This is a genomic window from Psychrobacter sp. I-STPA10, from assembly GCF_021012795.1.
Classification (GTDB): domain Bacteria; phylum Pseudomonadota; class Gammaproteobacteria; order Pseudomonadales; family Moraxellaceae; genus Psychrobacter.
The window spans coordinates 177,115-200,748 of the sequence record NZ_VFYU01000015.1; the positions used below are offsets into that span (position 1 = coordinate 177,115).

Here is a 23,634-nt window from a genome sequence, read left to right on the forward strand (position 1 = left end):
AAAATCCATAACTTCATACAAATGTCATGCAATTAAAATTAGTACCGCCTTAATTAATCTACTTTTGACCTTACTTAATTGATCTTAATTGATTGATAGCGGCTTATCTAAAGGTACATTATATAAGCGTAGTGCCTCTTGCATCACATTATGAAACACAGGTGCTGCTACTTGTCCTGCATAATGTGCTTTTTGTGGATCTTCGACCAAAATGACGGTTACTAAACGAGGGTTAGAGGCAGGTGCAATACCTGCAAACACCGTACGATATTGATTGTTATAATAACCACCATTAGGATTGGTGCGCCGAGACGTGCCTGTTTTACCTGCCACACGATAGCCATCTATTGCAGCAGCGACCGCTGTTCCCCCTCTTTGGGTCACCGTTTCGAGCATCTCTACAATGGATAATGCTTGCTCACTATTCATAATTCGCTTACTAGCTGGTGGTTTATCAGTTTTGACCAATGTCAGTGGGTGCATCACACCACCCGCACCAAGTATCGCATAGGCCTGTGCAAGCTGAGCAAGAGTCACTTGTAGACCATAGCCATAACTGATGGTGGCACGGCGTGAGGTTTCACTCTCTTTTGGTGTGGGCACAATACCTGTACCTTCAGCGGGAAAATTGAGCGCCGTTTTTTGCCCAAAACCAAACCGCTTTTGCATACTGCTAATACCATCTGGTGGCAAAGACAAGGCAATCTTAGTCGAGGCAACATTACTTGATTTTTGTAATAAGGTAGTCAGATTAATTGAGCCCAAATTACCATGATCTCGAATGGTATAGCCTTTGACTCGAATTGAACCAGGACTGGTATTAATTAATGAATTTTTATTATATTTACCAGAATCAAGCGCCGCGGCAACCGTAAATGGCTTCATCACCGAGCCTGGTTCAAACACATCAATAAGAGCACGATTACGCTGATTTTCACCTGTCATCTCATTGAGATTATTAGAATTAAAAGAAGGCCATGTCGATAATGCCAACACTTCACCTGTCTGCACATCAACCACCATACCAGTCGCCCAGCGTGCACTTTGTACTCGCCCCACTTCCTCTAACTCTTTATATAATAAATACTGTAACCTTGAATCAATGGTCAAAGTCACGTCTTTACCCGCAATCTCTGGCTCCAATTCTTTGATATCTTTTAAAGAATTTTGGCGAGCATCTTTAAGTACCAAAACTTTGCCATCTTTTCCTGCTAACTCTTCATTATATTGACGCTCAATACCTGCACGTCCAACATAACCTGCTTCAGGGTCCTTCACATTTTGCCCCATAAATCCTAACAACTGTGCGTTGGGCTGAGGCTGAGGATAATAACGCTGAAAGAAATTTTTACTATAGACAGCAGGGAAATTCAATGCCTCTACAGCACTGGCGATCTCAGGGGTTACTTTAGTCATTAGTGGAAAGTAATGTGATCCCGCCCCTGTTGGCAGTACTGCTTGCACCGCATCTTTATCGGTTACATCAATATGATCATTAATTGCTACTGCTTTTTGCAAATCCTCTAAGGATACTCCAGCAGTTGCTGCCAATTGATTTAAATCCATCTTATCCAGTCGCTGCTGCATACGCGCTTGTAGTTTCGGTTGATCTGGATTTAAGACGATTTCTCGTTTTAAACTATAATATTCCACTGCATAATCATGTGGGCTAAAAGATACCGTAACCAGTGGTGCACTGACAGCCAAAGGTTGCTGATTGCGGTCAGTAATAATACCTCGATAAGACGGTAGACGACGCACGCCAGTGATTAATTTATCACCAATTTGTTGATACATCGCCGCATTGGCAATTTGTATATCATAAGTACGCCATATTAATCCAAGAAAACACACAACCGAGACTACCCACACCAAGCGAAAACGATGCACATCATTTTCCACACTACCCCGTGCCGATGCGCCCTTCGCCTTGCTTAATATCGAGCTTCTACGATGTTTAACACTGGTATAAGCTTTCCCCGTTTTTTGTTTACGCTTAAACAGTACTTTTCGTTTTTTTGTTGTTTTATTCGATGCAGCATCTGCACCGGTAGCAGGCTTTTTACCTGTTTTGCGTGGTTTTTTCACTACAGGTTTTTTTAATGGTTTTGTGACTTTACCATGTGGTTGTGAGGACTCAGATATATCTATTTTACTTGATTTTTTGCGTGTCATAGCTGCCCTCCTGCCACTGGCTGCTGCTGGTCTATCGCTGTTGCAACATTGGTTGAGCCATCTATGTCTATCTGACTTATCTGAGCTGCTGCATTACGAGTATCTGCAACTGGCTGAATAATCAGTTTATCTTCAATGGTTGGCGAATACATACCTAGCTCAGTGACTGCACGATTGGCTATTTGTGGTGTGGCACTAAAGGTTTGCTGCTCAATCAATAACCGCTGATATTCCACTTGCAATTTGCGCTGCTGTCTTTGCATATCTTGCAGCATTTTATAATCCTGACGATAGGTTTGTATTTGAGCGGCACTCATCACGGCTGTCCACACGATGGCAATGGCTATAAGTAGCATCACCACAAAATACACACTAATACCACCATAACGCTTTGATAAAATATCACTGATATCATGAGCAGAGGCTTGCATACTTTTTGTATGCGTACTCTCTTCACCTTCACTGGCAGTAGAACGGCTTAAAAGATGGGATAAACGGGACATGGAGTTCTCAAAATCAGAAAAACAAGAATATAAATAATTGTTATCAATCATATAGTCAATCTAATATAATTTCACTACAAGGCAACCGAGTGCAGATAGTACATGTAGTACATCTAGCGAGGTTAACACCGTGGTGGATTTATAGTAGGCAGACTATACCTATGGTTATTAGGTAACAGCTATCTTATAGTCAATCTAATATCATGTCATCATAAGACAAGCAAGCGTAGCTAACGTCTAACAATGTAGCTAACAACACTGTGGTAGATTTATAGAAGACAGACTATAACACACTGTTTTTTCTAATTTTTTACACTTAATAAACAAACTTAAGAAATAAAAAGGCATTCATTTTAGCATGATAAAATCGTGATACTGAGCCTAATAGCTATTTTTCTGTCCGCAAACTTTCTAGCAACACAGGTTCATCACGACGGCGGGCAACTCGTAGCCATGCGCTGCGTGAACGTGGATTTTGCGCGACTTCTTCTTTACTTGGTGCAATGCGCTTAGGTTTATCAAAATATTTTGGGCGATTTGGCGCAATGGGCATCGCCTCATCTTCGGGATATTTGCCCTTACTGTGACGCTGCAAAAACTGCTTAATACGTCTGTCTTCTAATGAATGAAAGCTGATCACTGCCAAGTTGCCATCAGCAGCGAGCATTGCCAAAGCTTGCTGCAAAAAGCTGTCTACATCACCAAGCTCATTATTAATAAAAATACGCATCGCCTGAAAGCTTTGGGTTGCAGGGTGTTTACCGCGTTGCCAATTTGGGTGCGCTTGCTTAATCACCTCAGCTAACTCAAGAGTTGATTCATAGCTGGGCATCTGTTTAATGGCTCTGGCAATACGACGACTGTGACGCTCTTCACCATATTCATACAATACATTTGCCAACGTTTCTTCATCTACTTTAGCAAGCCATTCACCAACAGTCATACCTCGGCTGGTATCCATGCGCATGTCCACCACCCCATCACGCATAAAACTAAAGCCACGACTGGCATCATCAAGCTGCGGAGAAGAGACACCCAAATCTGCCATGATGCCATTAACTTGCTCAAAGCCCAATTGGACTAAATTTTGTTGCAAATTAGCAAAGCTATCATGTACCACGATAACTCGCTTATCCGTCGCCGCCAGTGCTTCTGCCACTGCTATCGCTTCTGGGTCTTTATCAAAAACCAACAGTTTAGTGTCAGCATCATCGCTCAAATACTCTAATAGCAAACGACTATGACCACCACGTCCAAACGTAGCATCAACAAAAATGCCAGATACTTTATGTGTATCTGCAAAAGCAGGTAATTTTTTTATTCCAAGCACAGCCGCCACTGTCTCATATAATAAGACAGTTTCGTGACTAAAGTTTTGCTGATTGTTATTGGTTTTGCTGTTATTACGCATATTGGCAGTCATTTTATCTATTGCTTTCGTATTTATTAAGGTTTGTTGACATAAGATTGATAAGGCTAAGCATCAAAACTAATGGAGTATTTAAACTCAGCCTCAAAATTGGCTAATGATTTTATTTGTCACAGAATATTCAAATGAGGTGATAATGGAATCTATAGTATCACTATCAACAGGAGTAATAATAAATTTATTCTTCACTTTTTCATCTGTTTTTAGCAAAAGCCTTAAACAAAACACCAATATTAAGATCAAAGTTTAAAAAAGTAGAGGCACCATTTGAGGACATGCTATTAATACAAATCACTGATACAAAAAACCACACAAGCTCTTTATTATCGCAAGTTGCTGTTTTGTGTCAAGTATAGTCTGCCCTTTTATCTAAGCTGCGGATACCTGTTATAATATAAGCATTCTAATTTAGCCAAAGTTTATAAATACGCATTTATGCAGTCCAACAATCCAAACCCATTCGTTAATAAAATTTTGAGAAAATTATGAGCCAACAACCCCAAAACACTCTACCTAAAAATCATGCCCGCCCTGTGCGTACCCGTATCGCCCCATCACCCACAGGTTTTCCACATGTAGGCACTGCCTACATTGCTTTATTTAACTTAGCCTTTGCCAAAGCACATGGTGGTGAATTTATCTTACGCATCGAAGACACTGACCAAACCCGCTCCACTGAGCAATCAGAAAAAATGATTCTCGATGCGCTACGCTGGGTGGGGCTAGACTGGGCAGAAGGCCCTGATGTTGGTGGCCCTCATGCTCCATATCGTCAAAGTGAACGTGGCGACATTTACAAAAAATACGCCCAAGAACTGCTCGATAAAGGACATGCGTTTCGCTGTTTTTGTACCCCTGAAGAGCTAGATACAATGCGTGCCGAGCAAATCGCTCGTGGTGAAAATCCACATTATGACGGACGCTATGCCAATTTATCCAAAGAAGAGTCTGACAAATTAGCTGCTGAGGGCAAACCCTTTGTTATTCGTATGAAAGTACCGAGTGAAGGCGTGTGTAAAGTTCAAGACATGCTGCGTGGAGAAGTTGATATTCCGTGGGAACAAGTCGATATGCAGGTATTGCTAAAAACTGATGGCTTGCCTACCTACCACCTTGCCAATGTTGTTGATGATCACTTGATGCAAATCACCCACGTCATTCGTGGTGAAGAGTGGCTTAATTCTGCCCCTAAACATCAACTGTTATATGACTACTTTGGTTGGGAAATGCCCGTATTGTGCCACATGCCTTTACTGCGTAACCCAGACAAATCCAAATTATCTAAGCGTAAAAACCCCACCTCCATCACCTACTATCGTGATGCCGGTGTATTACCTGAAGCCTTACTTAACTATCTTGGACGGATGGGCTACTCACTACCAAGCGACCAAGAGAAATTTACCTTAGATGAAATGATCGCCAGCTTTGATATCACCCGTGTCTCACTTGGTGGCCCTATCTTTGATATCGAAAAGCTCAACTGGCTCAATGCCGAATGGCTCAAAGAGATGACTCCAGAGCAGCTGAAAAATGCCATTTTAAACTGGGCAAACGACTCTGATAAACTGACCGCCATTGCCGCCGCCATTCAGCCGCGTATTCATCTATTATCTGATGCGGTCAACTGGGCAGGATTTTACTTCCAAAACTTGCCAGAAATCAGCGCTGAAGATTTTGAACACAAAACCCTAAGCCAAGAACAAATCATCGAAATTCTACAAATTGCCACATGGAAGCTAGAAGCCTTACCTGTATGGCGCGAAGAGAATATCTATGCCACTTTAAAAGGCTTGAGTGCGGCATTAGACATCAAACTACGTGATTTAATGCAACCATTTTTTATTGCCATTGCAGGTAGCAGTGCATCGACGCCTGTGATGAACTCCATGTATGTCATTGGTGCAGACATGACGCTCACTCGCCTACGTCATGCGGTAGAAGTGCTTGGCGGCTTGGGTAAAAAGAAACTGAAAAAGTTAGAGAAAACGGCGGCAGATATGCCAGACTTTTTGGCAGATGCGTAAATTACATTAATATAACCTCACTTTCACCCTCTACTAGCTTTCTCCCTCTTATCCTTCCCTGTTAAAAAAAGGGAAGGTTTGGGAGAGGTTAGATAGCAATTTGCTAAAATACTCCACTTTACTCCTTAAAAGGATTGAGTTTGATCATGATTGGTAACCCTAAGAGTCCTAAGAATGCTGTTCGTGATTTTTTTACTAATGCAGCTTCTTGCTTTATAAGGTATTGACATGCTTTATTAAGATTCTCTCGAGGATAGGTTGCTAACAACTCATCACAAAAACTACTGGGTATATCAAATAGCCGCTCACCAATTATATCGCATGAGATGCCATACTGTAATAAAGTAACCTCTATCGGGTTATCTAACTCACTATAACCATTTATCTGCATACAAATGGCATCTTTAATGATTTTTACTTTATCTTCAGGATAATCGACGGTTGTGGCTAAGTTCTCAAAATTTTCAGTACTTGCTAATGCAAAACATTGACATCCCTTGTTATGCAAATGTGTATCAGTCAAACCGATACCATGCAATAACGAGGCAGTGAGTAATAACTCAGGATCAAAACTCATCTCATGCACAATACCTAATACCGAACTCCAAAAATAAGTGCGCCACGAATGATTAATCATCGCCTGACTGCCTTTATTATTTAGCTCGGTTATTGATTTTTTGATCATTAATGTATCTGGTACATGTATCTGCTCTAAGGTTATTGTGTTAAGTGCTCGCTGGCTTGAAATATAACGCTTAATTTGATTATTAACCAGACTGATGATAGTGGGCAGTAAGGTTTGATTAATAAGGTATATCTTATCTTTGATGCTAAGGTGTCCTTGGGTGGATTGCACCCAGTCAAAGCTACCAAATTTATTAGTGCTCATCAGATTGTCCTTATTATTTTTTATCTCTTATTTGGTTGCAAGTTGTCATTTTGATTTTGTAGTCAACTGTTTTTTTTGTAGTTTTAGAAAATATAATAAATCAGTAAAATATATCACAATTGTATCTAATTAGGTTACTAAATGTATAACTATAATCAACATCTCACTCCTAATCTGACATTTAACAGTAATAAAAGAATAACTGGTATGATATGATGCGGTTATAATATATTTGGCCATCAAGAACAGCTGGTGCTTCAAAAAGCATACAACGAAATATTAGTTTAAAAAACCCTTGACAAGACCTACTTACTTGCCTAAAATACGCCTCACTCTTAACGAGGGGCTATAGCTCAGTTGGTAGAGCACTTGCATGGCATGCAAGGGGTCAGCGGTTCGACTCCGCTTAGCTCCACCATAAGATAAGCTATAGATTTATAGCTTAATTTATATAGTTTAATAATCGTTAAGATGCTGTATCAGCACCTAGGCAACCTTATATGTATTTATAAGACTTCTGATACAGTCATAGCAAGTCTCTATTGTGTCCCGTTCGTCTAGAGGCCTAGGACACTGCCCTTTCACGGCGGTAACAGGGGTTCGAATCCCCTACGGGATACCACCTATTCCTTTAGAAAGTGGTATGATTTATCATTTTTCTAATAAAAAGCCCAATCTCTTATAGATTGGGCTTTTTTATGTCTCATTGATTTATTGACATTGATTTATTGATTTGATTAAGGTGAATAACGTACTTTTGTATCAGTTCTATTTATGATGATTGCTTTACTACACTCATCACTACTATAGTCAGCGAAGTTATAAACTGATACAAGGCAGGCGAGTGCAGATAGTACGGTTGTACAGCAAGCGAGCCTAACACCGTAACAGTTATAAAGTTCGTTGACTATACCCCCATACCTCAAGGTTATATGCATATTGTATTCATATTTCAATAACCTTTAACTATACATAAAAATAATCAAATCCATATAAAAGCCATTCAAAATATGACTCATACTACTTATTCTTAACATTTTTCGAGTCTTTTTTACATAACTTATGCGATAAGTTTACCAAAACCTTCTACAACTAAAGTATTACTACTATATTATTCGACCTGTTTAACTTAAATTTAATAAACATTTTTTTGGCGTAGTACTGCATTTATATTACAGCTAGCAGCCATTGGCTTAGTAATTACCAAAATATGCAGACAGAGTCACAGTATATGGAATATGGATATTTACGATGACTCTATTAACTATTAGTGTTAATTAATTGATTAATTGCGCTGGTCATACACAACATATATACCTAATTTAGAGGATATTTTTATGACACCAACCTATAATCCCCAACGTCGTCCCTCGTGGAGAGGCATACTTGCAGGATTGCTTATGGGGCTAATCGTTGTTATGGCAATGTTTGCTCTGGCTTTAATCCTAACTTCATTTGTACCCTCTTTTGATTTAAAAGGTACAAGTATTGCCGCAGGTATTTATGCCGTGATTACCGCTTTAATTAGTGCATTTGTTGCTGGTTATTATGCTGTTAAATGTTCTGCTCCTGAAGCGTTATTCGGTGATGGTACTGCCATTGATCCAAAAGATGCCACTTTAACAGGTATGTTAACAGCAGCTTCTATTATCTTTATTACTACCTTTTTTACCATGAGCAGCGCCACCAGTATCCTATCTACAACAACTCGTGCGGTGGGTAGTACAGTAAGTACCGTTGCCAGTGCCACAGCATCAACTGTTGGTGCCGGTGCAAGTGCGGTCGGTAGTGTTGCAGATACTGTTTTGCAAAACTCAAACATTAATTTGCAACAAGAAGCACAAAAGGTTTATCAGCAAGTCAGTGGTGATGTTAGCCGTGATGACATCGAAAAATGGATTGCGAAAAATACAGACAGTCTCAGTCAAGAACAAGTTGCTGCTACGACAGATGTTGTTGAGCAGATGGTTAATGAAACCAAAGGTGAGGTACAACAACTTGATTTTACGGATCTTGATACTTGGCGTCATCTTGATGAAATCGCAAAACAGCGTATGTCTGAAATCGAAGCTGTGTTGACTGGCCCTGAGATTATTGAGCGTTTACAAGCACAAGGGTTAAGTGAAGCTGAAGCATTGCAGGTTCGTCAAGAAGTGAGCAATTCATTTAATGAATATAAAGCACAAACTGAGCAAGTCATTGCTTCTGCACAGCAAAAAGCTGATCAAGCGAAGCAACGTGTTGATGAAGCTTTAGTACAAGCAGAAGAGACTGCCCGTAAAGCGGCATTATATACTGGTCTATTCTGGCTAATCAGCGCATTCTTAACTTTCCTTGCTAGCATCATGGGTGCTCGCAAAGCTGCTGTGAGCTATCGCTTAGAAAAGCCTATCATCTCTTGGGGTGATAACGTACGCTAAATGACTGCATAAGTGATTATAAAAATTAATAATTATCTTAGCAGGACATAGAGTACTGATATAATATAAAGAATAGATAGCTAGATAAAAGAAAAACCGTATTCATACAGAATGCGGTTTTTTATGGTGACATATTTTTCAAAGATCATTGAGAACCTGACGATATGCTGCAAACCCTTATTGCTCTTCAATACGCAAGCCAATAATCACAGGAATACCTTGGCGGATGATTTCAATTGTCACTACCCCTTCTGTAGGCAACTGCTTGATGGCAGCAGCAAAGTCTTCAATACTACCGATTGGCTTTTGATGCAAATTGGTCACCACATCACCTGCTTGTAGACCTGAACGAGCAGCAAGTCCGATTGGATCAACAGCAGTAATTAGTACCCCTTTACCTTCTAACGCTTGCTGCTCTTGAACACTTAAATTGCGCATCCGCACCCCTAGGCGCACGGTTGATTTCATATCATTTGCATTATCAGAGGTAACATCGGTTGGCGCGCTATCTAATTTACCTGTTAACTGCATGGTCTTACCTGCACGCAACAGTTCTATCTTAAAGCTATCATTAGGCTTGCTTTGATTGATGATATTAAACAGATCAGCAGCTAAAATAATTGGCTCATCATTATAGTTTAATATCACATCCCCTGTTTGCAGACCTGCTTTTTGAGCAGGAGAATCAGGAGTAACTTTGGTAATTAATGCGCCTTGAGGTCGCTGAAGCTGATAAGCCTCGGCAAGGTTACGGTCGATATCTTGTGGAAACACACCAAGATAAGCGCGTGTCACTGAACCTGTGGCTTTGATCTGCTCATAAATTCCCATCGCAGCATCAATAGGGATAGAAAATGATAATCCCATATAGCCACCCGTCCCACTAAAAATACGCGAATTAATGCCAATCACCTCACCTTTTTGATTAAATAAAGGCCCACCAGAGTTACCTGGGTTTAATGCCACATCGGTTTGGATAAAAGGCACACTGATGTCCCGTGAAAAATTACGTGATTTGGCACTAACAATGCCCGCTGAGGCCGAATAATCAAAACCAAATGGTGAACCAATTGCCAACACTGGCTCCCCCACTTTGACATGGTTAGAATCTCCAATTGGCAAAGCGGGAAATTGTCTGCCATTAGGGGAGATCACTTTTAATACTGCCACGTCCGAACGCTCATCACTACCCACAAGTGTCGCATCAAGCTCTGTACGGTCATTAAGTGTCACTGTAATCTTATCTGCCCCTTCCACCACATGGTGATTGGTCAACAAATATCCATCACTGGTCACAAAAAATGCGGTTCCATAGGCATGCTCTATGGCTGGCGGTATTTGTGAACGCGGAATATTAATGCGATTGCCAAAAAACTGTCTGAGTAATTCAGCGGTTTGTGCCTGCGCCAGTTCTTCTTCACTGACTTCTTTGGTCACATTCACCCTGACTACACCAGGAGAGACGGCTGTTACTAAGTCTGAAAAATCCATTGCTGCTACGGCAGCTTCTGCCGTCATGGGTGCAGCCACTAATAATCCTGTTGCAAGCATCATGCTACTTGTCAGTAACGTAACTGCTAAAGCATGTTGCCCCTTTTGCCACCATGTTATCGAATGACATTTAGCATTTGTGTCTAATTGATTATTCAACATTGTTTGTCCTTACCTATTTTGGCTGACTCATACAACAAAGTGAGAGTTAAAAACTAAAAAGCTAACATTTATATTTTATTGTGACAGTAATGACTCTGTATATGATCTCATTATGGTTCATAGAAAGTATGTTCACGATAGTTTATTATTTTAATCGTCCAGTTTACACTACTTAGTTGATAATGATAACCATCAGCAATGTTATCTAATCCATCAAACCACGCTTAGATCTTATCTATCAAACTTTGTAGTAAAGGTCTGCGGTCATAGATATTTACAATTAGGTGGACGATTAGAGCTATCTATTAAAGAAACAGATGGCTATTATGACAAGCCAAAGCACATATAAAAATATATAATAATGAATCCAACAAATACTCAAAAATTGTTTACAAACAGCAGTGATAAACCAGTAAATTACAAATCATGGTATGATAGCGCAATAATTCACCCAATAAACCAGTCAAAATATAGTCGGTATTTACCATACCATGTGTCATTTTATGTCTAAGAATCTCTCGCTAATTCTCACTTATTTTATTTAACGTTAATCGCTGCTTGCTCACTGCAAACTGACACTTGCTGTACGTTATACCCAAGCAGCTACTATATTAAATGTGTGCAAAAGTTGAGAAAACTAAAATAAACTTTAACTGACATCATGACACCATACGAATAACGCCGAAATAGCAGCACTGGCAAAAAGGATAACTTCATGGATACCGCCTTATTATTATCTAGCGTTTTAGCGCTTGGTATTGGAGCACAGTGGTTAGCATGGTACTTAAAACAACCTTCTATCTTGTTTTTATTATTAATTGGCATATTGGTTGGGCCTGTTCTCAACTATCTTGACCCCGATGTGGTACTGGGCAATTTACTCTTCCCATTTATCTCCCTGGGGGTTGCTGTTATCTTATTTGAAGGCTCATTAACCCTAGAATTTGAAGAGATTAAACAGCACGGTAAAATAGTACAGATGCTGGTCTCACTTGGGGTTGTGATTACCATTGCTGTGGTGGCATTGTCGACTTACTTACTGTTTGATGTCGATCCACTGATCGCGCTATTATTTGGCTCATTGGTTTGTGTCACTGGTCCAACTGTGATCATGCCATTGCTAAAAAGTGTGCGCCCCAATAAAACCATCTCCAATATCCTGAAATGGGAAGGTATTATTATTGATCCCATTGGAGCAATTGCGGTAGTTTTGGTGTATGAATACATCATCTCTGGTGGTGAAGCAAACGGCATTTTACTATTTGGTGAAATTGTCGTCATTGCCACTGTGATTGGTATGATGGGCGCTTGGGTGCTGGCGTTTTTGATGAAAAAACACATGATACCTGAGTATTTACGCAATGTATTTACCTTAGCATTTGTACTGGTACTGTTTTCCATCTCCAACCATCTAGAGCATGAATCGGGTCTATTAGCAGTGACTGTCATGGGGGTGGCTCTTGCCAATTGGAAAGGCTTTCCACGTGACCATATCTTAGAATTTAATGAGTCGCTAACAGTCTTACTTATCTCAGTGCTATTTATCGTACTGGCAGCGCGTGTTGAGCTTACCAGTTTATTACATGTGGGTTTTTCTGGTCTGGTATTACTCGCCATTGTGATGTTTGTTGCCCGCCCGTTAGCTGTTTGGGCATCGGCAATGGGATCGACACTCAAAACCTCCGAAAAGCTGATGATTAGTTGGATTGGTCCTCGGGGTATTGTTGCCGCTGCCATTTCTTCTCTATTTGCCATTCGTTTACAAGAATATGACATTCAAGGCGTTGAGTTATTAGTGCCATTGGTATTTATGGTCATCATTGGTACGGTTGTGATTCAAGGTTTGGGGGCAAAAATCATTGGCAATCTACTTGGTGTGCGTGAGCCTGAGAGTAATGGGGTGTTAATCGTTGGTTCAAACCCTGTGGCACTGTTAGTAGCAGACTCTCTCAAAGATCAAGGATTTGAGGTATTAGTGGCTCATAACAACTATACCAACATTGCCCGTGCGCGTATGAATGGTCTACGCACCTACTTTGGTAATCCTGTCTCAGATCATGCAGACAGCCATATGGATCTCATCGGAATTGGACATCTGTTTGCCATGAGTATGGATAAAGAGATGAACACCTTAGCCGAGCTACACTTTCGCCATGAGTTTGGTGAACAAAAAATCTATCGCTTAAAATTTAGTGAGGATAAAAATAAAAATGAGCGTGATGAGAGACAATCCAGCTTTAAATCACGCTGGTTATTTGGTAAAGATGCCACCTATACTAAGATGGCAAGTATGATCTCCAAAAAAGCCCGCATCAAAATTACCAATATCACTGACAGCTATAGCTTTAGCCAATATCGTGCTGATAACAAACAATTTATCCCTTTATACACGGTTGATAAAGAAGGTAAACTTTTTGTGATCACTGACAGCTTTGATAATGAGATACCACGAGATCGTAAATTGGTGGCATTGGTTATTGAAAATGAGGTTCAACCCAAAATCGTCGATGTGACTGAAAAACAAGAACAAGCACGTACACTAGCAGATGCCCATTTTAAATCCAGTTCAAAACCACCAGAAAAGCGTAAAAATAATGAGCTTATAGAAGAAGCGATATTAGGATCTACCTATACTGCTGGAAAGGTCAATCTTGATACCACCAACTCGACCAAACCAAATCCAGTAGAGACTAAAGAGTCGACAACCGACTCTACTAAGAGCAAATCAGACAACACACAATCGACCATATCTAATGCTCAAGACATCAAACAAGATGCTGATCAAGACAAAGTACAGGTGACAGAACTGACTGAGAGCAAAAAGGCTGAAGCGAAGAAAGAACACACAAAAGCTGAGCATAAAACAGCAGCGACTAAAAAACCTGCGGCAGAGACCAAAAAGTCGTTAGAATCCAAGGTCAATGGCAATGCTCAAGCCCCAAAAAACTCTGATGGCTCTTTAGATCCTAGACGACTGCCTGATGGTAATAACAAACAGTAGACATACTAAATTTGCCTAAATTCTTTACACCTGCTTTGCAGCAATTCTTTAAATAAAAACGCTTCAAAGCAGGGCGGGGCGTAGGTAGCCATGTTTTTACAACACCAGTTTGTCCTTATGATATGGCTGAGATTGCCGCTATCACTCGATTAGTGACACTTTGCACATCACCACTGGCATCAATGCGCTGAATACGCTCCGGATAGTGCTGCCACTGATGGTCATAACCTTGATGCACCCGATTAAAAAACGCCACCGCTTCTTGCTCAAAGCGATCAGCCGTACTGCGTTTGGCAGCACGCTGCATACCTTCTGCCACAGGTAAATCCAACCAAAGCGTACAATCAGGTAGCTTAGGGACAAACTGGGTGATTAAGCTTTGTATTTTGCTCAGTGTCTTCTTTTCTCCATAGCCACGACCAAACCCTTGATAGGCGATACTAGAATCAATAAAACGATCACAAATTACCCATTTTCCAGCTTCTAGTGCTGGCAAAATAACTGTATTTATATGATCGCAACGAGCCGCAAACATAAGCAACAACTCAGTATCATCATCAATCTGTGACTCAGGGGCTAATAGTAATTCTCGCAGTTTTTCTGCAAAAACAGAACCACCTGGCTCTCGAGTACGGATAAATGTTTGACCTTGCTGCTGTAAATATTCACATAACTGAGTAATGGCAGTGGTCTTACCCACTCCTTCTGTGCCTTCAAAACTAATAAAACGGGCAGTCATTTTGACTCCAGTAAATGATAATTTATAAATTTATTATTGCCTTACTGAGCACGTATCACTTTAAGATACGCTTGCACCGCTTGATTATGATCAGCTAAGTTATTGCTAAATTTATGTCCACCTGTTCCTGTCGCCACAAAATAAAGTGCGTCGCTATCAGCAGGGTGCAAGGCAGCTTCTATCGAAGCTTTTGATGGCAACGCAATCGGGGTTGGCGGCAAACCATCAATTTGGTAAGTATTATAGGCAGTGGCTTCATCGATGTCTTTGCGGCGAATATTGCCATCATAACGCTCTCCCATACCATAAATAATGGTAGGGTCAGTTTGTAAACGCATGCCTTTATTCAACCGATTAACAAATACCGCTGATACCAATGTACGCTCTTCAGGGACGCTGGTTTCTTTTTCAATAATGGATGCCATAATAAGGGCTTCATAGGGGGTTTTATAGGGCAATCCCTCAGCACGATTTGCCCATGCACTATCAAGTATGTTTTGTTGTGACTGATATAAATCTTGCAGTACCTGCTTATCTGTTGTGCCTTCACCATAGTGATACGTATCAGGCGTAAACCAGCCTTCTAAGTTATCACTAAATTCACCTTGTGGTGTATCAGCAGCAATCCCTAAAGCTTGCTTTAAATTTGGCTTGGGGCTTCCATCTGCATCTAAAACCTGCAAATTAATGCCTTGAGTATGTGCCAATGTTTGGTATAAATCTTTTGCTGTTTTTCCTTCGATAATCTGTACTTCTACCAAAGCCACCTTCTCCCCTGCTTGTAGTACTTTTAGCATTTGCGCAAAGCTTGGATTGGCAGGCATTTCATAAGTACCTGCATTTAAAGGCGCATTGATTTGGGTTTTAATATATATTTTGGCAAGAGTTGCAGAGAACAAAGGCACACCGCTTTGAAATGGTGCCAATAGCCCATAATAAGTTTGCCCCTGCTCTATCTGCATCTTTTGTGCAGGTTGCTCGATATGAGCAAATAGAGTCTGATAGGTCATCACCGCCAAAAACGCCAATATCAATCCAAACACCACAAGCAATTGATAACCTCGATTATAAAGTAAGGAGGTATCGTCTTTTTTATATTTTCGCGGTTTGGTCTCGCAGATTAAGGTACTGTCCTTTACTTCTACTTCTTTTTTTGGAGTTGAAGGTGTCGGCTCAGTTTGATGATTACTTAAATCGCTCATATAAAATCACAGCAAAAAATTTGCTAAAATCTAGCATTGAATGGCTAAGTTTTCAATGAGTTTTTCATGTGTCCCACTATCACTAAAGTAAATATACTTTGATATATACTAGAAAACATCAACTCAGTTTTTCTAAAACCACACCATAACAGCTTCACTTAAACCTCTAACAAAATAAGTTAACTTAATAATGAATCTTAATTTTGACCAAAGTTTAGCGCAAAACTACCGCTCTGCTACACAAATTATTCGTGTATTAAGTGAAGCATGGGTAACAGAAAATGGCTATTGCCCTAATTGTGGCAATATGCCATTAAATGGGTTTGCAAACAATCAACCTGTTGCTGATTTTTATTGCCAACAGTGTCATGAACAATATGAACTCAAAAGCAAAAAGGCAAAATTAAGCCATATCATCAATGATGGGGCGTATGACACCATGATTGAACGTATCACCGCTGATAATAACCCTAATTTTTTATTTTTGACCTATTCACCACAATTCTATGTCAATAATTTTTTGATTATTCCAAAACATTTTTTTTCTACCGATATGATTGTTAAACGTAAACCTTTATCTGCTAAGGCAAAACGTGCTGGATGGATTGGCTGCCATATAGATTTAAGAAAAGTACCTGAAAATGGCAAAGTATTTTTAGTAAAAAATCAACAAGTTATCAGTAAAATTCAGGTGCAAAACCAATTTAAAAAAACACTATTTTTACGGCAACAAAAGCCAACAGTGAAAGGTTGGACATTAGACGTATGGCAGTGTGTTGACAAATTACCCGAGACATTTAATCTATCACAAGTATATGATTTTGCAGACTATCTATCAATAAAACATCCTGATAATCATCATATTAAGGATAAAATACGCCAGCAACTACAGTGCTTACGCGACCATGATATTATTGAGTTTTTAGGGAAAGGAAGATATAAAAAGAAACAATAAAAACAAGTATTTTGACAAATCAGATACGCATACAAAAATTTAAACTTTTTTAAAATAATGTTAGATTTTCCCAAAGAGGCAATCTATAACTGGCAACCACACGTTGATGGTAAAGATGTGGTAGATACTCATCATCTATTTCATCATTTATTTTAAAAAAATGTTGCTCATCATGATAGGCAACCAAGCGATTTTTAATACTATTATGCCATTGCCATAACATAGTCCAAGCATGATGAACTGGCTTAGTAAATGCTTGAGAACGGACTGTCAAAGAACAATATACGGTTTCTTTAGGAGTAATATACACCCCTTGCTCTTTAACTTCTATTGCATTAGCTGCATATTCATATACTCCGCCATAAGCTATAAATTTTCTAAACTCAGAGAAGTAAATGACACCCACTGCTTGTGTTGTCCAACCATCAATATGCACCATTTCATTTGGCATTTTTTTAGCTTGTTTACATAAGTCATCAAACACCCGATATTGACGGTATAGAAGCGGCAAGTGTGTATCTAGATATATTGTAGTCATTATTAATTTATATTTAGAAAAATAATTTAAAAAAATTATTGATCAAAACACACACACATACAATCCCCATTTACAATAATAGATCAATTATCTTAGATTGTGGATTATATAGCAGGCTTAAAAAGATTGATTGACTGATGCGAGTGTGAAACGAGTCTTTTTATATTCTGATTAATATAAATCCATCACGGTTTGATTTGGTAATACCAACTCTCCAACAGGCATCACACCACGCACCGCATTACAAAAAAACATCGATGACAACTTTGGCAAGTCTAAATCGTGTAAACGTCGTTCTATTACAGCAGTTGTTGTCACTTTGAGCTTATCTATGATCACTTGACGCATCACTCCATTGACCCCCGAGCGATCAATCGGTGGTGTATACCATTGCTCGTTTTTATCATCTACACCATCATTGAGTTGATAAAACACATTACTCATCGTACCCTCTACCCACTGCCCCGATACATCTTTTACTAACCCTTCGGTGATAGCAAATCTTGGCTGTGTGGCTGTTAAATCTGTTGCTATCAGCTGTGCTTTTCTCTGCTGTAGCTCAGCGGCAGCCATCACATTATCAAGCCGATTGAGTGTTTTTAAGCCAGCAAGATGCGCTGGAGTACAACCAATTTGTGTGGATAATGACAAAGCAGTGATGGGGGCAGCAATGGGAATAGAAACTGATAATAAAGAGGGTAAGAACAACGAGTATAAAAAAGGATTGGATGCGGTTGATGACTCAGACTCAGATATCGTAATCGGCGGTGTTTGCAACACACCCAACCAAATATCAGCTTGATTGGCTTGGGTATCTGTGACAAACCCATAGCCTCGAATGGCTTGGTTTTGACGAGTTACAATGATTTTGATCATACCATGATCAATCTGCTGTGCGTATTTTTCTACTTGTTGCCACAAATTGGCTAATTGAACAGCATCTAAGTTTATCTGCAATGCGGCAGCATGATGTTTGATGCGCTGCTGATGATAAGACTGCCACTGTATCTGTCCTACCCGCACTCCTGTGGTGGTAAAAAAACCATCACCATAGGCGATGGCTCGATGACTTGGTGATAACCCAGCAATGGGTTGTGGCACATCTTTGCGATCAGAAGACACCACATACCACTGCATACCTTGTGATGCCATTGGGTTGGATAAAAATGGTGAAAGATTGGCTGGCATTATCTAAACCATGTCATTTTATTTTGCAAGAATGATCATACAACTATAAAACTCACACTTTGCCAACTCTACTTTTTTACCACCCACTGTTTTATTCTTGATTATCTGTCCAGTGAGTATGTTAGCCACCAAACTTGTGCCTTCTGCACCCATCAAATTATTGGCAATTTGATATACCTTTTTGGCGTGCTCAATACTGCTCTGTTTTTCAGCATCTGAATCGGTAGGATTGGCATAATACCAACCAAACTCTAAATATTGTTGTGAGTCAATGATATCCAAATAAGGCTGACCCTCATTCATAAAGCGATATTTAATCGCAGGGTTACTGGTGTAATCAAGGCTATTTTTATCACTATTCACCACTGAACCCAAGGCTTGTTGAATCTTTTTAAGCTCATTCACCTCATAACGCTCATCACTGCCTACCTGCCAATTATTAACATCATAACTCACAGGTACATCTTGCTCTTCTTGATTATTAACCGCACTATTGCTATCAATGCTTGGTGACTGCTGTGATTGTGTGACTGCAACCGCATTATCGTCACCCTGACTTTCAGCATCACTACCATCTTTAGTGACCTGCGCAGCCGCGTCAGTATTTGTATCATTTGTATCACTGTTTTTTGGATCACAAGCAGTCAGGCTCAAAATACCCATACCTATCATCATCGCCAGTGCTATGGGATGAGACCGTACTAATGAGTGTTGCCCATACTGCTCTTGTTTTTGTTGGACTGATTGGCTTATATGATTGTGCTGTTGGATGGTGGAAGTTGACTGTATTGCCATAATAAATCTCTACCTATTTGCTAAAATGACTTAATACCATCTCAGTGGGTTTTTAAACTGCGTACAATTTTCTTGCTAGTGTAACTAAGTCCTATTACTTTGACCAGTGTTTGTGCATACTGATGATGATAAAAACTTGCTGCTGTCTCACAAACCAACAGTAAATTTGTTGTATCCTCTTACCTCATTGTTGTTTATGATTCATCTGGTACTATCCATCTATGAATATGGCTCGTGAGCCGTATTCATATAGTAATTAAGCATAGTAATTAAGCACGACTCGTTGGTAGTTTATACATTTTATGAGGAGTCTTTGAATGACCCAACATTTTATCGTTATTGGCAACCCCATTGCCCACAGTAAATCCCCTGATATTCATGCAGATTTTGCCAAGCAAGTTGGCTTAGACATTCGTTATGCTCGCCAATACTGCCCTGACAATCAAGACAGCTTTATCGCTGTGGTTGAAGCATTTTTTGCAGGTGGTGGTGTGGGAGCAAATGTCACAGTACCATTTAAGCAAATGGCTTATGAGTTATGTGAGCAACGTGGGGGATTATCACAACATGCCCAAGTTGCTGGGGCGGTGAATACTTTAATGCAAAAAGAGGGACACCTCTATGGTGATAACACCGATGGTCAAGGTTTGGTGAATCACATACAACAGCTAGGCTGGCAATTAGATACAGCAAAAGTTGCTATTATTGGTGCAGGTGGCGCAGCTCGTGGGGTAATTTTGCCACTAATACAAGCAGGTATAAGTCAGTTAACCCTTGCTAATCGTACTTTAGACAAAGCCACCACTTTGCTACAACAATTGCGCCAAGCAGATACACAAATTGCCAATGCTAAAACACAAGTATGCGCCATTAATGAGTTAACAGGGCATTTTGATGTGATTATCAATGCCACCTCTATTGGACTATCAGGCGAAAAACTGCCACTACAAAATAGCCTAACTTGTGTTTATGCTTATGACATGATGTATGGGCGTGAACTGCCTTTTTTACAGCATTTTGCTAAGCAAGATAGCCAAATATCAGATGGTTATGGCATGTTAATCGGACAAGCCGCTTTAAGTTTTGAGCTGTGGACAGGGCAGCAACCAACAACGGCAGCGGCGGCTTTTATGGATTGATGGATAAATCCGTAGGCATACAACCAATAAATAAAAGATTAAAAACAAATGTTAACTCATGAATAATAATTATATATCATGTCTTATTTTATAGATTTTGTTTATAATTAAAATCATCAATAAGTCATCTTAATGGCTATGTATTTTATGACTATTTCTGATTTTCTAATCATTACTTAGGTTCATTTTCTTAGTAAATTTTATGACTTCATCTTTCATTTTGCTCAACTTTAGCAACTCTATAACAAGGATAAAAATATGCTGACTTATAAAGCGCCCCTCCGTGATATTAAATTTTTAATCAATGATGTGTTTGATTTTCAAAATCATTATAAAGATTTAGACAATGGGGCGAATGCTGACCCCGAAACTGTCGATATGATATTGCAAAGTTTTGCCGATTTTGCCGAAAATGTGCTTGCACCCCTCTATCAAGATGCTGATGCAGAAGGCTGTCACTTTAAAGATGGCGAAGTCACCACCCCAAAAGGCTTTAAAGAAGCCTATGAACAATTTGTTGAAGGTGGTTGGCAAGGTATCTCATATCCTGAGCAGTATGGCGGTATGAACTTACCGATGTCTTTAAATTTGATTAAGTCTGAAATGATGGGCACCGCAAACTGGCCGTGGGCGATGTATCCTGGGCTATCTACTGGTTGTATCAACACCATGTTGCAATATGGTACGGACGAGCAAAAAGCCATTTATCTACCCAAACTGGTCGAAGGTACTTGGTCAGGTACAATGTGTCTAACTGAGCCCCAGTGTGGCACAGATTTGGGACAAGTAAAAACCAAAGCTGAACCACAAGAAGATGGTACCTACAAAATCAATGGTACAAAAATCTTTATCTCTAGTGGTGAGCATGATTTAACCGAAAACATCATTCATATTGTGCTTGCCCGCCTGCCAAATGCCCCTGAAGGCACACGTGGTATTTCACTATTTATCGTACCGAAGTTTGTGCCTACCGAAGAGGGTGAAGTAGGTGAACGTAATGGTGTCACTTGTGGCTCTATCGAGCATAAAATGGGTATTAGCTCCTCTTCTACCTGTGTACTCAATTTTGATGCGGCAACAGGGTATCTGATTGGTGAGCCAAATAAAGGCTTAAAAGCAATGTTTACCTTTATGAATACGGCACGTATTGGTACAGGTATTCAAGGATTGGCACATGCGGAGCTGTCATTTCAAAATGCGCTGCCCTATGCCAAAGAACGTCGTTCTATGCGTGCATTATCAGGTACAAAAGAGCCGAAAAAGGTTGCCGATGCCATCATCAACCATGCCGATGTGCGCCGTATGTTATTAACTCAAAAGGCATTTGCTGAAGGTGGTCGCTCAATGATTTATCATGCCGCTCGCTATGCAGATAAAATGGCGCAAGCGGTGGCAAAAGGTGACGATGCAGAATTTGAAAAGTGGGACGATAAACTTGGATTTTACACTCCTATTATCAAAGGATTTTTAACCGAGCTTGGCATCGAAGCTGCCAAACATGGTCAGCAAGTATTTGGTGGTCATGGCTATATCAAAGAGTGGGGCATGGAGCTAATCGCTCGTGATGCTCGCATTGCTACCATGTACGAAGGGACTACTGGTGTACAAGCCCTTGATTTACTAGGACGCAAAGTCATCTTGCAATCTAAAGGCAAAGCAGTACGTGACTATACCGCTAGTATCATGAAGTGGTGCGGTGAATATGCACTGGATAAAGACATGCGTAAATTCGTTTGGGTACTCACCAAACTGTGTGCAGAATGGAATACACTGACTGTACGCTTAATGCTGATGGCACGTAAAGACCGTGAAATCATCTCTGCTGCTTCTGAGGACTTTTTGATGTACTCAGGCTATGTGATGATGGGCTATCACTGGGCACGTATGGCTGCCATTGCCTATGACCGCTTAGAAAATGGTGGTACAGAAGCACCCGAATTTTATAAAGCCAAAGTACAAACTGCCGAGTTTTTCTTTGACAAAATCTTACCACGTACTTCAGGTCATGCTGAAAGTATGGTCACGCCCAGTGAAGTGATGACTGCCATGGATATTGATAGCTTTGCATTTTTAGATTAATCTTATCAATCTGTCACTATCTCGTAAGCTATTAATACTTCTCAAAAACACGATAAAAAGCGTTCATCATGAACGCTTTTTATTTGTCTAATGGCTTATCCTAAAATCTATAAACCCTCTATAAATCAAGATAATAAATCAAGACAACAGCATAGCCGTTTCATCTTTCTTTGGCTATACTTAATAGCAAAAGTGTATAACAGATATGGTCAACCATCACAATCAGGCGTATGATAGGATAATATCAAACCTAAATATCATATCTCATCATTATTATTAGGAATTATTAGGAGCTAGGAGCGATGATTATGCGACTCACCCCGATAGTATTTATCGCTTTGTGCACTGCGGTTGGCAGCCTCACTGGCTGTGAAAAACCTTCACATAATCCCAATATATTATATTCTGAAAATCACGAAGACCCCATCAAACAACTAGAAACAGAAACCGTTATTGCAGACCGTGATTTTGCTTATAAACAGACATTTTATGTGCCAATTTATTCAGATATTTATGTCGATGAGGACAACACCAAAGTATTGCTGTCTGCAACCTTGAGTATTCGCAATACCAGCCTAATAGACAGCCTTTATGTCACCAAAATTGACTATTACAATACCAAAGGTGATTTTGTACGCCCCTACCTTGATAAATCCATCGAGCTACCGCCCATGGGTACACTCAATTATATTGTCGAAAAAATGGACGATACTGGCGGTTCAGGGGCAAACTTTGTGGTGAATATCGAAGCAGATAAAGATGATACGCCACCGATGATTGAAGCGATTATGGTTGGTAGCTTTAGCAATAAAGGGCTGGCATTTAAGACCGATGCCGTTCCCATACCCAATCCATCGCTAAAACCAGCCCAATCAACAAATACCAGTAGCAACTGACAATTCAAA

The 23,634-nt window shown here is 40.0% G+C and carries 17 protein-coding genes and 2 tRNA genes; 9 read left to right on the top strand and 10 right to left on the bottom strand.

Annotation, left to right across the window (positions count from 1 at the left end; all coding sequences use genetic code 11):
* Positions 1 to 84: 84 nt before the first annotated feature.
* The 3 genes from FHK89_RS07695 to rsmH all read right to left on the bottom strand — a co-directional run bounded on the left by FHK89_RS07695 (position 85) and on the right by rsmH (position 4,101).
* Entirely contained in the window at positions 85 to 2,175 is a 2,091-nt protein-coding gene (locus FHK89_RS07695) for a peptidoglycan D,D-transpeptidase FtsI family protein (RefSeq protein ID WP_230658760.1), read from the bottom strand.
* A complete protein-coding gene (ftsL, locus tag FHK89_RS07700; RefSeq protein ID WP_230658762.1) occupies positions 2,172 to 2,678 on the bottom strand; it encodes a cell division protein FtsL in 507 nt (168 codons plus the stop codon). The genes FHK89_RS07695 and ftsL overlap by 4 nt, the downstream gene beginning before the upstream one ends.
* Positions 2,679 to 3,066: 388 nt before the next feature.
* On the bottom strand, positions 3,067 to 4,101 hold the full coding sequence (rsmH, locus tag FHK89_RS07705) for a 16S rRNA (cytosine(1402)-N(4))-methyltransferase RsmH (RefSeq protein ID WP_230658764.1): 1,035 nt from the start codon (positions 4,099 to 4,101) through the stop codon (positions 3,067 to 3,069).
* A 491-nt stretch (positions 4,102 to 4,592) separates the two neighbouring features.
* Between rsmH and gltX the strand changes: the two genes are divergently transcribed.
* Positions 4,593 to 6,131, top strand: coding sequence for a glutamate--tRNA ligase (gene gltX, locus FHK89_RS07710; RefSeq protein WP_230658766.1), 1,539 nt, complete (start codon positions 4,593 to 4,595; stop codon positions 6,129 to 6,131).
* A 118-nt stretch (positions 6,132 to 6,249) separates the two neighbouring features.
* Here the strand turns inward: gltX and FHK89_RS07715 are convergent, their stop codons facing one another.
* Positions 6,250 to 7,020, bottom strand: a complete 771-nt coding sequence (locus FHK89_RS07715) for a phosphohydrolase (protein WP_230658768.1) — start codon at positions 7,018 to 7,020, stop codon at positions 6,250 to 6,252.
* Positions 7,021 to 7,362: 342 nt separating this feature from the next.
* Here FHK89_RS07715 and FHK89_RS07720 point away from each other — a divergent pair.
* From FHK89_RS07720 to FHK89_RS07730, 3 genes are all read left to right on the top strand, one after another.
* Positions 7,363 to 7,438, top strand: a tRNA-Ala gene (locus FHK89_RS07720).
* 128 nt (positions 7,439 to 7,566) lie between these two features.
* Positions 7,567 to 7,642, top strand: a tRNA-Glu gene (locus FHK89_RS07725).
* Positions 7,643 to 8,357: 715 nt separating this feature from the next.
* Positions 8,358 to 9,440, top strand: coding sequence for a YrzE family protein (locus FHK89_RS07730; RefSeq protein ID WP_230658770.1), 1,083 nt, complete (start codon positions 8,358 to 8,360; stop codon positions 9,438 to 9,440).
* 177 nt (positions 9,441 to 9,617) lie between these two features.
* On the opposite strand, the gene FHK89_RS07735 is transcribed toward FHK89_RS07730, so the two are convergent.
* Positions 9,618 to 10,994, bottom strand: coding sequence for a Do family serine endopeptidase (locus tag FHK89_RS07735; protein WP_230658822.1), 1,377 nt, complete (start codon positions 10,992 to 10,994; stop codon positions 9,618 to 9,620).
* Positions 10,995 to 11,808: 814 nt separating this feature from the next.
* Here FHK89_RS07735 and FHK89_RS07740 point away from each other — a divergent pair.
* Complete coding sequence (locus FHK89_RS07740; protein ID WP_230658772.1) at positions 11,809 to 14,094, top strand: cation:proton antiporter; 2,286 nt, start codon at positions 11,809 to 11,811, stop codon at positions 14,092 to 14,094.
* A gap of 115 nt (positions 14,095 to 14,209) precedes the next feature.
* On the opposite strand, the gene tmk is transcribed toward FHK89_RS07740, so the two are convergent.
* Together tmk and mltG are read right to left on the bottom strand one after the other, a co-directional pair.
* The gene (gene tmk / locus FHK89_RS07745; RefSeq protein ID WP_230658774.1) at positions 14,210 to 14,833 is read right to left on the bottom strand and encodes a dTMP kinase; all 624 of its coding nucleotides are present in this window, start codon (positions 14,831 to 14,833) and stop codon (positions 14,210 to 14,212) included.
* A gap of 41 nt (positions 14,834 to 14,874) precedes the next feature.
* The gene (gene mltG, locus FHK89_RS07750; protein WP_230658776.1) at positions 14,875 to 16,035 is read right to left on the bottom strand and encodes an endolytic transglycosylase MltG; all 1,161 of its coding nucleotides are present in this window, start codon (positions 16,033 to 16,035) and stop codon (positions 14,875 to 14,877) included.
* Positions 16,036 to 16,225: 190 nt separating this feature from the next.
* Here mltG and FHK89_RS07755 point away from each other — a divergent pair, with 190 nt between their 5' ends.
* Positions 16,226 to 16,990, top strand: coding sequence for a DpnI domain-containing protein (locus FHK89_RS07755; protein WP_230658778.1), 765 nt, complete (start codon positions 16,226 to 16,228; stop codon positions 16,988 to 16,990).
* Between the two features lie 49 nt (positions 16,991 to 17,039).
* Here FHK89_RS07755 and FHK89_RS07760 read toward each other — a convergent pair whose 3' ends face one another.
* The 3 genes from FHK89_RS07760 to FHK89_RS07770 form a co-directional block, all read right to left on the bottom strand.
* On the bottom strand, positions 17,040 to 17,441 hold the full coding sequence (locus FHK89_RS07760; RefSeq protein ID WP_230658780.1) for a hypothetical protein: 402 nt from the start codon (positions 17,439 to 17,441) through the stop codon (positions 17,040 to 17,042).
* A gap of 258 nt (positions 17,442 to 17,699) precedes the next feature.
* Entirely contained in the window at positions 17,700 to 18,716 is a 1,017-nt protein-coding gene (locus FHK89_RS07765) for an aminotransferase class IV (RefSeq protein WP_230658782.1), read from the bottom strand.
* Positions 18,717 to 18,734: 18 nt separating this feature from the next.
* Complete coding sequence (locus FHK89_RS07770; protein ID WP_230658784.1) at positions 18,735 to 19,511, bottom strand: hypothetical protein; 777 nt, start codon at positions 19,509 to 19,511, stop codon at positions 18,735 to 18,737.
* Positions 19,512 to 19,828: 317 nt separating this feature from the next.
* Between FHK89_RS07770 and aroE the strand changes: the two genes are divergently transcribed.
* The 3 genes from aroE (at position 19,829) to FHK89_RS07785 (ending at position 23,625) form a co-directional block, all read left to right on the top strand.
* Entirely contained in the window at positions 19,829 to 20,650 is an 822-nt protein-coding gene (aroE, locus tag FHK89_RS07775) for a shikimate dehydrogenase (RefSeq protein ID WP_230658786.1), read from the top strand.
* A gap of 258 nt (positions 20,651 to 20,908) precedes the next feature.
* Complete coding sequence (locus FHK89_RS07780) at positions 20,909 to 22,729, top strand: acyl-CoA dehydrogenase C-terminal domain-containing protein (protein ID WP_230658788.1); 1,821 nt, start codon at positions 20,909 to 20,911, stop codon at positions 22,727 to 22,729.
* 308 nt (positions 22,730 to 23,037) lie between these two features.
* Positions 23,038 to 23,625, top strand: a complete 588-nt coding sequence (locus FHK89_RS07785; RefSeq protein WP_230658790.1) for a DUF3124 domain-containing protein — start codon at positions 23,038 to 23,040, stop codon at positions 23,623 to 23,625.
* Positions 23,626 to 23,634 lie beyond the last annotated feature (9 nt).